The sequence below is a fragment of the Paenarthrobacter sp. 2TAF44 genome (assembly GCF_052114885.1).
Lineage (GTDB): Bacteria > Actinomycetota > Actinomycetes > Actinomycetales > Micrococcaceae > Arthrobacter.
This window is the reverse complement of record NZ_JBFRFP010000012.1, coordinates 13,674-27,659: the sequence shown is the minus strand read 5'-3', so window position 1 is coordinate 27,659 and position 13,986 is coordinate 13,674. Positions and strand designations below refer to the sequence as shown.

Here is a 13,986-nt window from a genome sequence, read left to right as displayed (position 1 = left end):
GAACTACTCTGGTTTCCATGACCCAGCATGATGTCCACACCACTGCCCGCCTTTACTTATGCACTGATGCCCGCAAACGCCAAGGCGATTTCGAAGACTTCGTCGACGCCGCGTTTGAGGGCGGCGTTGACATCATCCAGCTTCGCGACAAGACGCTCGAGGCCGCTGAGGAGCTTGAGGTACTGGAGGTTCTGCACAACGTTGCCCAACGGCACGGACGGCTGTGGGCCGTCAATGACCGCGCCGATGTTGCCAGTATTTCCGGGGCTCCGGTGTTCCATATCGGGCAAAAGGACATCCCCCTGCCCGCGGCAAGGCATCTCCTCCACGACCGCACCGTGATCGGCCTTTCCACCCATACGCCGGAACAGGTTGACGCCGCGATAGCCGCCTCCCCTGGCAGGAGCGGACTGGATTATTTCTGTGTTGGTCCGGTGTGGGCAACGCCCACAAAGCCCGGCCGTGAAGCAGTCGGGCTGGATCTGGTCACATATGCCGCAGAAGCCGTAAAGCGCGCGGATGCGGAGACCGTAGGTGGCGTCCTCCTCCCCTGGTTCGCGATTGGCGGCATCGACCTCACCAACATTGAACAGGTGGTGGCTGCGGGAGCGAGCCGGATCGTCGTGGTGCGGGCCATTACTGAGGCGGAGGATCCGACGGCGGCGGCAAAGACTCTGCTGGAAGCGCTCGACGCCGGATAATCACCGCCGGCGCCCTGGCGGCAGCCGAGGATATGCGAAAGTCTCTTAAGCCGTGAGCCCGAGCCCGGACATCCGTCGACCATGCCGCTCGGCAAGTTCAGCGGTAAGGACCTTGACTGCAGTGCGGGCATCCCCGCCGCCCTTGAGCAGCGGTCCCAAGTGAGGATGTTCCATGCCCACGCGTTGGGCCTGGGTCAGCGCTTCACCGACGAGGCGGCGGCCCCACAAAGCCAGTCGCGATGCCAGGCGAGGATCATCAGCCAGGGCCCTGCGCAGGAGGACGCGTAATACTTCCGTGGCTTGGTCGGCGGAGGCCACCTTCTGGACAAAGAGTTGCGTTCCGCCGTCGAGGTACGAAGCGACCATGCGGTAAAAGTCCGATGACACGGTGTCGATCACATAGGCCTTCATGACTGATTCAAACCAGTCCGCCGGCTTTGTTCGCTCATGGAAGTGGTCAAACGAGCGCTGGAACGGAAGCATGGCCTCTTCGGCATCGAGTCCCATCTCCGAGAGCCGGCTGCTGATCAAGGCAAAGTTTCCGTAAGCCCCAACGGCAATCTTTGCCAACACTGCCCTGTCGTGCAGGGTGGGAGCGTACCGGGAGTCGAAAGACAGCCGGCCAAACGCCGAGAGCTCGCCGTACGCCATGGCTCCCAGCAGCTCCGAAGAGAGGCGCTGGACGCGAGCATTATCGTCCAAGGAAGTGCTCATGGTTCAAGACTATCCAGCGATTTCGGGCTAACCTGATTTTCGTGTCACATCATCGGATTTCGCCCAACGTCGACGACTCGTCGGACCAGCTCGCAGAGGCATTTGCAGCCCTTCGGACCGAACTGGAGCTCCCAGGCGAGTATCCGGCCGAAGCCGTGGCGGAAGCCCGGAAAGCAGTAGAAAACCACACGCTGCCAGAGCGTGACCTCAGGGACATTCCGTTCGTGACCATCGATCCAGCAACGTCCACCGATCTGGACCAGGCGGTATTCATTGAACGGGCCGGTGACGGTTACAAAGTCCTCTACGCAATCGCCGACGTGCCATCCTTTGTTGCTCCCGGCGGGGCGCTCGATGCAGAGACGCGGCAACGGGGACAAACGTTCTACGCTCCTGACGGGAGGATCCCCCTGCACCCGGAAGTGATCAGCGAGAACGCCGGAAGCCTGTTGGCTGGTCAGGACTGCAGCGCCTTCGTGTGGGACTTCGAACTCGACCACAATGCGGAGGTGTCCACTACGTCGGTGGCCCGTGGCACTGTCCGCAGCCGCGCCAAGCTCAGTTACAAGGGTGCCCAGGAACAGATCGATGCCGGCACAGCCCCACCGGTCCTGAAGCTCCTCAAGGAGGTTGGCCTGAAGCGGGTGGAACTGGAACGGCTGCGCGGTGGCGCCAATCTGAACATGCCCGAGCAGGAAATCGTCCAGGCGACCGGCGGCGGGGGCTACAGGATTGTGGCCGCGCCTTCCCTGCCTGTGGAGGACTGGAACGCGCAGATATCCCTCATGACCGGAATGGCAGCGGCCCAACTGATGCTCGATGGAAAAGTGGGCATCCTGCGCACCATGCCGGCACCAGACGAACGGTCCCTGCTCCATTTCAAACGCCAGACCAAGGCTCTGGGGAAACCGTGGGACGGCGAGGTTACCTACGGTGAGTACCTTCGGACACTTGATGCTTCGGATCCCAAACAGCTTGCCATCCTGCACTCGGCAGGCACGCTCTTCCGCGGCGCAGGGTACACGCCTTTCGATGGTGAGCTTCCCCCAAACGTCATCCAGTCAGCCATCGGCGCACCCTATGCCCACACCACTGCACCTTTGCGCCGACTCATCGACCGCTTTGTCCTGGTGATCTGCGAGGCCCTCAGCAACGGCCACCAGATCCCCGCGTGGGCGCGGGAAGCACTTCCATCCCTGCCTGAGGTCATGGCGTCATCCGACCAACTGGCCGGGCGGCTTGAGCGTCTGGCCATGGACACCGTCGAAGCTGCACTCGTCGCGAACCACATCGGCGAGGAGTTCGATGCAGTGGTCATCTCCGGTTCCAAGCCGTCCAATGGGACCACCAATGGCAATGGAAGGGGAAACGGAAACGGCAATGGGCCCTTCGGCATCATCCAGATCGCTGAACCCGCCGTGACAGCCCGGTGCGACGGCGAACTGGAGTCAGGCACCAAGGTCCGGGTGCAACTCCTGAAGGCCGATATCGCCAGCCGCGAGATCCGTTTTACCCTGCTCCCCTGAAGCCCCGCAGCACGCGAACTACCGCCGATCCGGGCTTTAGGGCTCCCAGAGGATAGACTGACCCTGTAGTAATGGATGCCCGGTCGTTGATTCAGTTAATTTTTGAACTCAACAAGCCCGCCCCTACGCGATCTTGAGATGTGCCCGCTGGTCACCAGTGCCAGTACTTAGATAGCCCGCGATCGGCTTCCACTGGATTAGCTTGCGCGCCCGTTCGTGCTCCGGTACGGCTCCGCCACCCGTTGAGCATGCAGCGCCAATGCCCAAATGAATAAGGAAACTCCCTGTGAGTGAATTGCACACCCATGAAGTCCTGACCGACGACACCGGAACCGAGTCCATCGAGCCCGAGGAAACGATCATCTCTGATGAGACGCCCCACGAGATCGAAGAGAAAACGTTCGCTGACTACAACGTCCGCGCCGACATCGTTGAGTCCCTCGCCGACGCCGGTATTACCCACCCCTTCCCCATTCAGGCCATGACGCTGCCCGTAGCCCTCAGCGGCCACGACATCATCGGCCAGGCCAAGACCGGTACAGGGAAGACCCTCGGTTTCGGGATTCCGGCATTGCAGCGCGTGGAAGGCCGGGATGACCCCGGCTACGCCAAGCTGGCCGTCCCCGGCGCACCGCAGGCCCTGGTCATCGTTCCTACACGTGAGCTTGCGGTACAGGTGGCTAATGATCTTCAGACGGCATCCCGTAAACGCAACGCCCGCATCGCCACGATCTATGGTGGCCGCGCCTACGAGCCACAGGTTGACGCCCTGCAGAAGGGTGTCGAGGTAGTTGTCGGCACGCCAGGCCGTTTGATTGACCTCTACAAGCAGAAGCACCTCAGCCTGAAAAACGTCAAAATGGTGATCCTGGACGAGGCCGACGAAATGCTGGACCTCGGCTTCCTGCCGGACGTGGAAACACTCATCGCAGGTACGCCGGCAGTGCGCCAGACCTTGCTCTTCTCTGCCACCATGCCGGGCCCGGTCATCGCGATGGCCCGCCGCTACATGACGCAGCCCACCCACATCCGCGCTGCCGACCCGAACGACGAAGGCCTCACCAAGCGCGACATCCGCCAGCTCATCTACCGTGCCCACAGCATGGACAAGACCGAGGTAGTGGCCCGCATCCTCCAGGCACGCGGACGCGGCCGCACCATTATCTTCACCAAGACGAAGCGCACAGCTGCCAAGGTCGCGGAGGAACTGGTCGACCGCGGATTTGCCGCTGCTGCGATCCATGGTGATCTTGGCCAAGGCGCCCGCGAGCAGGCTCTCCGTGCTTTCCGCAACAACAAGGTGGACGTCCTGGTTGCCACGGACGTTGCCGCCCGTGGCATCGACGTGGACGACGTTACGCACGTTATCAACTACCAGTGCGTGGAAGACGAAAAGATCTACCTGCACCGCGTGGGCCGTACCGGCCGCGCCGGCAACAAGGGAACCGCCGTCACCTTCGTCGACTGGGACGATATGCCCCGCTGGGGCCTGATCAACAAAGCACTGGGGCTCAGCGTTCCGGAGCCGGTTGAAACCTACTCCTCTTCCCCCCACCTCTACAGTGACCTCGACATTCCCGAGGGCACCAAGGGCCGCCTCCCGCGCAACAAGCGTACGCTTGCCGGTGTCGATGCCGAGGTCCTGGAGGACCTGGGCGAAACAGGCAAGAAGAACTCCCGTTCCGGCGGTTCATCCCGTGACGGTGGACGCGATGGCGGCCGTGGCAGGGACGGCGGCCGTGGCCGTGGAAACGCAGCCAAGTCCAGCGAAGCCAACTCAGAATCCAACGGTGAAGGCGGACGCAACCGTACCCGCCGCCGTCGTACATCCGACGCCGATGCGGCGCCTGCTGCCGGTTCCTCCGAAACCCGCACAGCGACCGGCGAAAACGCCGAGAAGCCGGCCCGCACGCGCCGTACCCGCACGCGCCGTCGTAACGGCGAAGTGGTTTCCGGCGAGACCGCTGGCGCCCAGCCCGGCAACTCCGAGGCCTAAAGTCCTCAATGACTGATACTGTTTGGGCGCCGGACGGCGGCAATCTGGTGGTGCACGCGGACAACGCGGAATTCCTCCCGACGCTGCCGGACGGCGCCTTCACACTCATTTATGTGGACCCGCCCTTCAACACAGGCCGGGTCCAACGCCGCCAGGAAACACGCATGGTCCGCAACGCGGACGGCGACGGCGACCGCGTCGGGTTCAAAGGACGCTCCTACGACACCATCAAGGGTGCCCTTCACAGCTACGATGACGCCTTCAGCGACTACTGGTCCTTCCTGGAACCCAAGCTCGTAGAGGCCTGGCGGCTCCTCGCCGACGACGGCACGCTGTACCTGCACCTGGACTACCGCGAGGTGCACTACGCCAAGGTGATGCTGGACGCCATTTTTGGCCGGGAGTGCTTCCTCAACGAGATCATCTGGGCCTACGACTACGGCGCCCGGGCCAAGAACCGCTGGCCCACCAAGCACGACAACATCCTGGTGTATGTAAAGAACCCTGCGAAGTATCACTTCGACAACGCTGAAGTGGACCGCGAACCCTATATGGCCCCCGGTCTGGTCACGCCTGCCAAACGCGAGCGGGGAAAACTTCCCACGGACGTCTGGTGGCACACCATCGTTTCGCCCACCGGCAGGGAAAAGACCGGCTACCCGACCCAGAAACCCGAAGGCCTGGTGCGCAGGATCGTCTCTGCCTCAAGCCGCGAGGGCGATTGGTGCCTGGACTTTTTTGCTGGATCAGGAACCCTCGGCGCTGTTGCCGCCAAGCTGGGCCGCAACTTCGTCTGCGTGGACCAGAACGAGCAAGCCATCGACGTCATGCGCAAACGCCTTGGCACGAAGGCCGTCTTCCACAGCAGGGGGCCTTTGCCGGACGGCGCGGTGGACCAGCCGGAAGGCGCCCTGGATCAGGCAGTGCCCTTCACGAATGCCTGATTAGCCGCGGCGATCCTGACCAGGGGCACATCCATCAGCGAACAACCGTGCTGCCGGTTGCCAGTTCCTCGATCTTTGCCAGGACGTCCGGGGATGTCAGGTTCTCTCCCAGCCGATTCGGTTTGCCCGCTCCGTGATAGTCGGATGATCCCGTGATGAGCAGCCCATGTTCGGACGCCATGTTGCGAAGGAACCCGCGTCCTTCTTCCGGGTTGTCGCGGTGTTCAATTTCCAGGCCAAGCAGTCCGGCGTCGATCATCTCCCGGTACGTCCGCTCACCCACAATTCGTCCCCTCGCCGAAGCGACCGGGTGTGCGAAGACCGGCACGCCGCCAGCGGCACGGACAAGCTCGACGGCGATAGCGGGGTCCGGTGCGTAGTGCTGCACGAAATATCGCGAATGCGAGGTGAGGATCGATGTGAAGGCTTCCGAGCGGTCCGCGACCACACCGGCAGCAACCAAGGCATCAGCGATATGCGGGCGCCCTACTGTAGCGCCAGGAGCCACATGGTGAATGACGTCATCCCACGTCAGAGGGTAATCCTCGGACAGCAGGGTGACCATGCGCTCAGCGCGCGTGAGCCGGGCGTCCTTTGACTTGGTGATCTCTTCAAGAAGCCCAGGGTGGGAAGGGTCATGCAGGTAGCTCAACAGGTGCACGCTGATCCCCTGCTCCGTCCGGCATGAGATCTCCATGCCGGGAACAAAAGTGACTCCGTGCTCCTTGGCAGCGGCGGCAGCAAGCTCCCACCCATCAGTGGAATCGTGGTCCGTCAACGCAATGACATCCAGGCCTGCAGCTGCGGCCGAAATGATCACCCCGGCGGGGGTCTCGGTTCCATCGGAAACATTCGAGTGCGTATGCAGGTCTATCCTCACTTTCCCAGCCTATGGGATGCGGACCGCCTTGGGGTGTTGCGCCGTTGGCCTCCTCACGAAACTGGTGGGACGATGTAACGGTGAATGATGCCGAAAACACCCCGTACGCGGAATCCACAGATTCCCAGCCCCTGCAAGAACGCGTCAACAACCGTTCGCAGCGGCCCACATCCGATGCCTTCAAGGCATTCATGGCCAGCAACTGGGCGCCCGCACCGCAGGTAACCCCCGCTCGTGATGCCGTCGCAGACCACGCTGCCCGCCGCCGTCGTGCCATTTCCGAACTGTTCAAGGGCGAACGGCTCGTTATCCCGGCCGGTCCGCTGAAGGTCCGCTCAAACGACTGCGACTACCGCTTCCGCCCCCACTCCGGATTTGCCCACCTCACAGGGTTGGGCCTGGACCACGAGCCGGATGCCGTTTTGATCCTGGAACCGGTGGGGGAAGGAAAGGGCGACGACGGCGGTCACCACACTGCGACGCTGTACTTCCGTCCTTTGGCGGGCCGCGATACCGAGCAGTTCTACGCCGACTCCAGGGCCGGTGAATTCTGGATTGGTGCACGGCCCACGCTGGCAGAATTCAAAGCCCGCCTGGGTCTGCCCACGGCGCACATTTCCGAACTCGAACTGGCCATCACCAAAAACGTGGGCGCCCCCGAAATCGGCGGCATCTCCATCCGCCTGGTCCGCAAGGTAGATGAGAACATCGATGCTTTGGTGGACACTGCCCGTTACAACACGGCAAAGGATCCTGAGAACCTTGACCTGGGCGAGCTCGATGCTCTGGACGAAAAGCTCAGTGAAGCACTCTCCGAACTCCGCCTGATCAAGGACGAGTGGGAAATCGAGCAGATGAAGATCGCCGTCGCCGCCACCGTGGAAGGCTTCGCCGACGTCGTGCGGGCCCTCCCACGTGCTCTGACGCACAAGCGTGGCGAACGCGTGGTTGAAGGCGCCTTCTTCGCCCGTGCCCGCGAGGAAGGCAACGAACTCGGCTACGACACCATCGCGGCCTCAGGCAACAACGCCACAGTGTTGCACTGGACCCGCAACTCGGGAGCCGTCAACGCTGGTGAACTCCTGCTGCTTGACGCAGGAGTGGAGGCTGATTCGCTGTACACAGCGGACGTCACGCGGACCCTGCCGGCAAACGGCACCTTCACCGAGGTGCAGCGCAAGGTCTATGAAGCTGTCCTGGACGCCGCTGATGCGGGGTTCGCCGCCGCACGGCCGGGCGTGAAATTCCGGGACATCCACACGGCAGCCACCACGGTCCTTGCTGAGCGCCTCGCTGAATGGGGTCTGCTGCCTGTCTCTGTTGAGGAAGCCATCAGCCCCGAAGGCCAGCAGCACCGCCGCTGGATGCCACACGGCACCAGCCACCACCTCGGCCTGGACGTACATGACTGCGCCCAGGCCAAGCGCGAACTTTACCTTGATGGAATCCTCACGGAGGGCATGATCTTCACGATCGAGCCCGGCCTGTACTTCAAGAACGAAGACCTGGCTATTCCCGCCGAATACCGTGGCATCGGTGTCCGCATCGAGGACGACATCCTCATGACGGCAGACGGCCCCGTGAACCTGAGCGCGGCGTTGCCACGCAAGGCCGACGACGTCGAGTCCTGGATGGCCGGCATCTATCAGGAAGCTGCGGGCTAGCCTCCGCAAAGGCCTCCTCAGGCGACAACAGCAGAAAAGGGAAGGCCACCGGATGGATATCCGGTGGCCTTCCCCTTTGCGCTTCTTTTGAAGTTATTGCTTCTGGGAGTCGTCCTTCCCAGGCTGCTGTTCCTCGTGCCGGGGGGCATTCTGGCCCTCCGTGACCCGGACGCCGTACTGGGGGCGGCCATCGGGCAGGTCCGGATAGCGCACCGGTGACGGCGTCGGGTTCTGTACAGGCTGCGCTGGCTGCGCAGCAGGAGCCTGCGCGCCGGAAGCCTCGGATTCAGTGGCCTCCGGTCCGCGCTGGCCATAGGGATCATTCCAGGTGGCCGGACGGTCAGGTGCCTGGCCGGGCTGCTGGAAGGGCGCGTTTGGCGGACTGTAATTTTGCGCTTGTCCGGTGGCAGCCTGGGCGGAATTCATGGGCAGTTGGTGGAGCAACCGACGGGCTTCGTGGGCAGCCTCGATGGCAACAATGACATCGTAGTTGGTGGCGACCACCTGGCTTGTGGACGTGAAGTCGCGCTTGCCGCGCTGGGTGGCGTAGGTGGCGATGCCGAACAGCATAAAGAAAGCTGCACCCATGAGCACGGACGTGATGATGGAGAACGTGCCGCCACCGGGCGTGAAGAAGGAGAGCATGACGCCGACGAAGAGGCCGAACCACATGCCGCTCAAAGCACCGGACAGGGCAACGCGTGGGTAGCTCAGCCGACCGGTGACCCGCTCGACCATCTTGAGGTCGTTGCCCACGATCGACACCAAGTGGACGGGGAACTGCTGGTCCGCGAGGTAGTCCACCGCCTTTTGGGCATCCAAATATGAGGTGTACGAGCCAACAGTGTCACCTTGGGGTACGCTGCGGGATTCCTCAACGGCTTTGGGAGCACCAAAAATGTTAGACATAGCCCCATTGTGTCGCATGTAGATGTGAAGCGGCTGGAATTCAGCTAAAAGAGAGCAGACTCGGTAGCCTGTAGACATGAGCACACATCCCTCACGCGTCTTTGTCGCGCGTCTGCTCGGCTTGGACGTTTTCGACCCCCTGGGCGATCGTTTAGGCCGGTTGCGCGACGTCGTCGTGCTCTCCCGGGGGACCCGCGGCGCCCCGCACGTTGTTGGCATCGTGGTGGAAGTGCCGGGCAAGAAGCGGGTCTTCGTACCGATGACCCGCATCACCTCCATCGACCAGACCCAGATCATCTGCACGGGCCTGGTGAACCTGCGTCGTTTCGAACAACGGGGCGCTGAAACACTCGTGGTAGCGGAAATGTTTGATCGCCGCGTCACCCTGGCCGATGGCAGCGATGCAACGATCGAGGACATCGCGATGGATCAGCATCGGTCCAAGGACTGGTTCGTCAGCAAGCTCTTCGTCCGTCGCGGGCATTCCTTGTCGCCCCTGAGCAGGCTCCGCCGCAACGAAACCCTGATCATTGACTGGGCGGACGCGCAGACCGGCGGGCACAACGAGCCTCAGGCGGCCACCCAGTTCGTTGCCACGCACGAAGACCTCAAGCCCGCCGACTTCGCCGAAGCCCTGCAGGAGATGAGCGACAAGCGCCGTTTCGAAGTGGCCAGCGAACTTCAGGACGAACGGTTGGCAGACGTACTCCAGGAGCTCCCCGAGGACGATCAGGTGGAGATCCTCTCCGCGCTGGACGTGGAACGGGCCGCCGACGTCCTGGAGGAAATGGATCCCGACGACGCAGCCGACCTCCTCGCCGAACTCCCCTCCGCCCAAGCGGAAGAACTGCTCCAACTCATGGAGCCCCAGGAAGCCGAAGACGTCCGGCGTCTTTTGGAGTACGACGAAGACACTGCAGGTGGTCTCATGACACCCGTGCCCGTCATCCTGCCTCCTGAAGCCACGGTGGCCGAAGCCCTGGCCCACGTTCGCCGCGAGGAACTCTCCCCCGCCCTGGCGTCCTCCATCTTCATCACACGGCCTCCGCTGGAAACGCCCACCGGCCGGTTCCTGGGCGTCGTCCACATACAACAACTCTTGCGCTTCCCTCCGCCCGAACCGCTGGGCAACCTGGTTGATAAGAACCTTGAGCCGTTGTCGGACCAGGCGCACATCAGCGAAGTAGCCCGGACCCTGGCCACGTACAACCTCAACTCGCTCCCCGTCGTCGACGACGACGGCCGCCTTGTGGGGGCGGTGACTGTTGATGACGTGTTGGATCACCTGTTGCCCGATGACTGGCGCGCTCACGAGGACGACGCCCCTATAAGGAAACTCGGAGGCCGCATTGGCTGAAAACAACGCCCCCCGATCCCCCAGGTCCACTGGACGTACAAACGGTCTCGGAAGCCTGGACACGCCGCTAAGCGGGCGTCAACGCATACTGCCCAAGTTCTCCCCCAACCCTGACGCATTCGGCAATGCCACCGAGGGTTTCGCCCGTTTCATGGGTACGCCGCAGTTCCTCGTGTACATGACGATCTTCTGTCTCTTCTGGCTGGCTTGGAATACGTTTGCGCCCACGGAGTGGCAGTTCGACCGCGTGGAGCTGGGCTTCACGCTCCTGACGCTCATGTTGTCGCTCCAGGCCTCCTACGCCGCGCCGCTCCTGTTGTTGGCCCAAAACCGCCAGGACGACCGCGACCGCGTCTCGCTGCAGCAGGACCGCCAGCGCGCCGAGCGGAACCTCTCAGACACTGAATATCTGACCCGTGAATTGGCTTCCCTGCGAATCGCACTTCGCGAAGTAGCCACACGCGACTACGTCCGCGCCGAACTCCGCAGCCTGTTGGAGGACATCATCGATGCCCAGGAGGAACTGCGGGAGAGCGAAGCCGCGGCAGACGGCACTGAGTCTCCAGGCGAGAAGGTCAAAGAGAAGCTCAAGGAGAAGCGGGACAAGTCGCGGGGACCACGCACGCAGCAGATCCCCAAAGTACGTCCACAACGCCCGGGGCCCCAGCACTCCAGCGCAAAACCGGCCCCTTCCGAAAATCCCGAAAGCCGAGCGTAACCCATGAGCACCCCATCAGCCGAGGCACTTCACGCTGCCTTGGCAACCGTCATTGACCCCGAGTTGCGGCGTCCAATCACCGAACTTGGCATGGTGGAGTCGGTGGCGGCCAACGACGACGGCACCGTCCACGTAGCAGTGCTGCTCACGATCGCCGGCTGCCCACTCCGCGACACCATTACGGCGGATGCCACCACTGCCTTATCAGGCATCGCAGGCGTCACCGGTGTTGACGTGGAGCTGAAGGTCATGACTCCCGCCCAGCGCGAGGCCCTGAAGGAACAACTGCGCGGTCCAGGTGGTCAGCGGGGCATCCCTTTCGCCAAGCCCGGGTCCTTGACGAAGGTCTACGCGGTAGCGAGTGGAAAAGGCGGCGTGGGGAAGTCTTCGATCACCGTCAACCTTGCCTGTGCCTTGGCCGCCCAGGGCCTGCGGGTGGGCATTGTGGACGCCGACGTACACGGCTTCTCCGTCCCGGGGCTCATGGGCATCACACAAAAACCGACGCAGGTGGACGACATGATCCTGCCTCCTGTGGCGTACGGGGTGAAGGTCATATCAATTGGGATGTTCGTTGACGGAAACCAGCCGGTGGCGTGGCGTGGTCCCATGCTGCACCGGGCCTTGGAGCAGTTCCTCACGGACGTCTACTTCGGTGACCTCGATGCCCTTTTCCTGGACCTGCCTCCCGGAACAGGGGACATCGCAATTTCCGTGGCCCAGCTCCTCCCGGACGCCGAAATCCTTGTGGTGACCACCCCGCAGGCAGCCGCCGCGGATGTCGCCGAACGCGCCGGAACCATCGCAACCCAAACAGGCCAAAAGGTTGCCGGCGTCATCGAGAACATGTCCTTCCTGGAAATGCCCGACGGCGGTCGCATGGAATTGTTCGGAAGTGGCGGCGGTGCCGTCCTGGCTGAGCGGTTGAGTGCTGCTGTGGGCAGCGACGTACCCCTTCTCGGCCAGATTCCCTTGGATATCCGGTTGCGTGAGGGCGGAGATGCCGGAAAACCTGTAGTCCTTGCCGCGAGCGAGACTGCTGCTGCGAAAGCGTTGGCAGGCATTGCCGGGATGTTGGCCACTCGTCCACGGGGATTATCCGGGATGCCACTGGGAATCCAGCCGCGCTGACCGTCCTGGATTTCGGGAGAGCCTTCGAAAGGGCTTTGGCAGGCTAAGTAGCTTCGGTATCGAAGGGCGCAGCCTCGCCCTCGGCGAGCCGCTCAATAATGCGGGCCGGAGCCTTGGGCGTCGTATCCACCACTGCCGCCGCAGCTGTTGCAGCAGCAGCCGGCGCGCCGGCGTTGACGGGCTTGGAATCATCGTCAAGCAACGCATCCTTGATGATGCGCCGCGGATCGTACTGGCGGGGATCGTACTTCTTCCAGTCGACCTCATCGATGTCGATGCCGACTTCTTCCTTGATCTGCTCACGCGCCCCCGAGGCCATCCGGCGGACTTCCTTCACCAGGTTGGCGAGCTTTTGAGTGTATTCGGGCAAACGGCTGGGACCGATGACGAGTACGCCGATAATCAGAAGGAGTATGAACTCCGGGCCGTTGATTCCAAACACGCTACGAAGATTACCTTGTCTGTGGTGCCGGTCATAAACCAGCGGGACGGAGCAGTGTCCGGAGGCCGCGGATCATCCGTTCGGACCACGTCTCGGATGCTTGCGGGGCTTTCGTGCCGATCACGGAGTCGCCTGCACGAACCAACTCGGGAACGGCGTCGTCGGCTACATCTGCCGGCAAGTCCGATGCATAGCTGAGGACGGCCGTCGAGGTCCTGTATACGGCCTCCCACGGGGTCCCCTGGGTGACAGAGAGCTGGGCCGATGGCGAGCGTCCAGTGAGCGCCATGTCTGAAGTCTGCAGGTGCTCTTCCACAACAGTCGCGTAATGGCCCTTGCTTTCCAGCCGGAGTTCTACTGCCGGGTGGCCATTGTACATGGTGGCCTTGGCCGAGACCACGTGGAAGCCCAGACCACCAAGTTCAGGACACGCCCATCCCTGGTCCCGCAGGGCATCCAACTGCTCAGAGTTCAAGTTCAGCGGTGTGCCGGCTCGGAAGTCCGGCGTTGCCACGAACTCCGGCCTCGTCATCAGTTCTGCCGGGCCGCCGGTGAGTGCACTGGAAAGGGACGAGGCATCGTTGCCTGCACGGATGCTTGCTTGTGGCGCGGTATCACCTGCCACCACATAAGCGGCAATCGCCAGGGCACCTGCACTTACCGTAAGAGTACCGGCGGCCAGGCCGGCAATCCGAAGGCCGCGCCACGCACCGCCCTCGGTAGCACCACTCCTGGTCCGGGAATTTGCGACCGGCGGGGCCTGCTCATTCGCGAGTCGTTGGGTGTGCTGGAGCAAACGCGTCGTAAGGTCCTGACTGGCTTCGGGCACCGCTGCTCCGCGAAGCCGTTCAAGATATTGCCGCTCCCGGTTCAGGGCAGCACGGCACTCGGGGCAATGCCGTAGGTGCTCAGGGTTCCGGGTGTGGCGAAGGGCAGCCAGTTTGTAACGTGCAGCCAGTTTGCGACGTGACAGGGCACCCGGACGAATGTAGCGTCGAGGCATC

The 13,986-nt window shown here is 62.7% G+C and carries 13 protein-coding genes; 8 read left to right on the top strand and 5 right to left on the bottom strand.

Annotated features, from left to right (window positions below; all coding sequences use genetic code 11):
- Positions 1-17: 17 nt before the first annotated feature.
- Positions 18-701, top strand: coding sequence for a thiamine phosphate synthase (thiE, locus tag AB4Z15_RS13270; protein ID WP_442017647.1), 684 nt, complete (start codon positions 18-20; stop codon positions 699-701).
- 45 nt (positions 702-746) lie between these two features.
- On the opposite strand, the gene AB4Z15_RS13265 is transcribed toward thiE, so the two are convergent.
- The gene (locus tag AB4Z15_RS13265) at positions 747-1,415 is read right to left on the bottom strand and encodes a ferritin-like fold-containing protein (protein WP_442017646.1); all 669 of its coding nucleotides are present in this window, start codon (positions 1,413-1,415) and stop codon (positions 747-749) included.
- Between the two features lie 41 nt (positions 1,416-1,456).
- On the opposite strand from AB4Z15_RS13265, the gene AB4Z15_RS13260 reads away from it, so the two are divergent.
- From AB4Z15_RS13260 to AB4Z15_RS13250, 3 genes are all read left to right on the top strand, one after another.
- Positions 1,457-2,941 carry an RNB domain-containing ribonuclease gene (locus AB4Z15_RS13260; RefSeq protein WP_442017645.1) on the top strand — a complete coding sequence of 495 codons (1,485 nt, stop codon included), beginning with the start codon at positions 1,457-1,459 and terminating at the stop codon, positions 2,939-2,941.
- A gap of 286 nt (positions 2,942-3,227) precedes the next feature.
- Positions 3,228-4,937, top strand: a complete 1,710-nt coding sequence (locus tag AB4Z15_RS13255) for a DEAD/DEAH box helicase (protein WP_442017644.1) — start codon at positions 3,228-3,230, stop codon at positions 4,935-4,937.
- Between the two features lie 8 nt (positions 4,938-4,945).
- The gene (locus AB4Z15_RS13250; protein WP_442003703.1) at positions 4,946-5,881 is read left to right on the top strand and encodes a DNA-methyltransferase; all 936 of its coding nucleotides are present in this window, start codon (positions 4,946-4,948) and stop codon (positions 5,879-5,881) included.
- Positions 5,882-5,915: 34 nt separating this feature from the next.
- Here AB4Z15_RS13250 and AB4Z15_RS13245 read toward each other — a convergent pair whose 3' ends face one another.
- Positions 5,916-6,761 carry a PHP domain-containing protein gene (locus tag AB4Z15_RS13245; RefSeq protein ID WP_442017643.1) on the bottom strand — a complete coding sequence of 282 codons (846 nt, stop codon included), beginning with the start codon at positions 6,759-6,761 and terminating at the stop codon, positions 5,916-5,918.
- 80 nt (positions 6,762-6,841) lie between these two features.
- Here AB4Z15_RS13245 and AB4Z15_RS13240 point away from each other — a divergent pair, with 80 nt between their 5' ends.
- Positions 6,842-8,425, top strand: a complete 1,584-nt coding sequence (locus AB4Z15_RS13240; protein ID WP_442017642.1) for an aminopeptidase P family protein — start codon at positions 6,842-6,844, stop codon at positions 8,423-8,425.
- Positions 8,426-8,518: 93 nt separating this feature from the next.
- Here the strand turns inward: AB4Z15_RS13240 and AB4Z15_RS13235 are convergent, their stop codons facing one another.
- Positions 8,519-9,334 (bottom strand): general stress protein, encoded by an 816-nt coding sequence (locus AB4Z15_RS13235; RefSeq protein ID WP_442017641.1) that lies wholly within the window; start codon positions 9,332-9,334, stop codon positions 8,519-8,521.
- A gap of 76 nt (positions 9,335-9,410) precedes the next feature.
- Here AB4Z15_RS13235 and AB4Z15_RS13230 point away from each other — a divergent pair, with 76 nt between their 5' ends.
- The 3 genes from AB4Z15_RS13230 to AB4Z15_RS13220 are packed head-to-tail and all read left to right on the top strand — an operon-like array spanning position 9,411 to position 12,540.
- Positions 9,411-10,691 carry a magnesium transporter MgtE N-terminal domain-containing protein gene (locus AB4Z15_RS13230; RefSeq protein WP_224164857.1) on the top strand — a complete coding sequence of 427 codons (1,281 nt, stop codon included), beginning with the start codon at positions 9,411-9,413 and terminating at the stop codon, positions 10,689-10,691.
- Positions 10,684-11,409: a DUF1003 domain-containing protein gene (locus tag AB4Z15_RS13225; RefSeq protein ID WP_442017640.1), complete on the top strand. Its 726-nt coding sequence runs from the start codon at positions 10,684-10,686 to the stop codon at positions 11,407-11,409. The genes AB4Z15_RS13230 and AB4Z15_RS13225 overlap by 8 nt, the downstream gene beginning before the upstream one ends.
- 3 nt (positions 11,410-11,412) lie before the next feature.
- Positions 11,413-12,540: an Mrp/NBP35 family ATP-binding protein gene (locus tag AB4Z15_RS13220; protein WP_442017639.1), complete on the top strand. Its 1,128-nt coding sequence runs from the start codon at positions 11,413-11,415 to the stop codon at positions 12,538-12,540.
- A gap of 43 nt (positions 12,541-12,583) precedes the next feature.
- On the opposite strand, the gene AB4Z15_RS13215 is transcribed toward AB4Z15_RS13220, so the two are convergent.
- Together AB4Z15_RS13215 and AB4Z15_RS13210 are read right to left on the bottom strand one after the other, a co-directional pair.
- Positions 12,584-12,982 carry a Sec-independent protein translocase TatB gene (locus tag AB4Z15_RS13215; RefSeq protein WP_442003697.1) on the bottom strand — a complete coding sequence of 133 codons (399 nt, stop codon included), beginning with the start codon at positions 12,980-12,982 and terminating at the stop codon, positions 12,584-12,586.
- Between the two features lie 31 nt (positions 12,983-13,013).
- On the bottom strand, positions 13,014-13,985 hold the full coding sequence (locus AB4Z15_RS13210; protein ID WP_442017638.1) for a hypothetical protein: 972 nt from the start codon (positions 13,983-13,985) through the stop codon (positions 13,014-13,016).
- Between the last annotated feature and the right edge of the window lies 1 nt (position 13,986).

What these genes read in the sequence shown, in the direction of transcription:
- thiE (WP_442017647.1), top strand. Translation starts at nt 18, where the DNA reads ATGACCCAGCATGATGTCCACACCACTGCCCGCCTTTACTTATGCACT.
- AB4Z15_RS13265 (WP_442017646.1), bottom strand. Translation starts at nt 1,415, where the DNA reads ATGAGCACTTCCTTGGACGATAATGCTCGCGTCCAGCGCCTCTCTTCG.
- AB4Z15_RS13250 (WP_442003703.1), top strand. Translation starts at nt 4,946, where the DNA reads ATGACTGATACTGTTTGGGCGCCGGACGGCGGCAATCTGGTGGTGCAC.
- AB4Z15_RS13235 (WP_442017641.1), bottom strand. Translation starts at nt 9,334, where the DNA reads ATGTCTAACATTTTTGGTGCTCCCAAAGCCGTTGAGGAATCCCGCAGC.
- AB4Z15_RS13230 (WP_224164857.1), top strand. Translation starts at nt 9,411, where the DNA reads ATGAGCACACATCCCTCACGCGTCTTTGTCGCGCGTCTGCTCGGCTTG.
- AB4Z15_RS13220 (WP_442017639.1), top strand. Translation starts at nt 11,413, where the DNA reads ATGAGCACCCCATCAGCCGAGGCACTTCACGCTGCCTTGGCAACCGTC.
- AB4Z15_RS13210 (WP_442017638.1), bottom strand. Translation starts at nt 13,985, where the DNA reads ATGCCTCGACGCTACATTCGTCCGGGTGCCCTGTCACGTCGCAAACTG.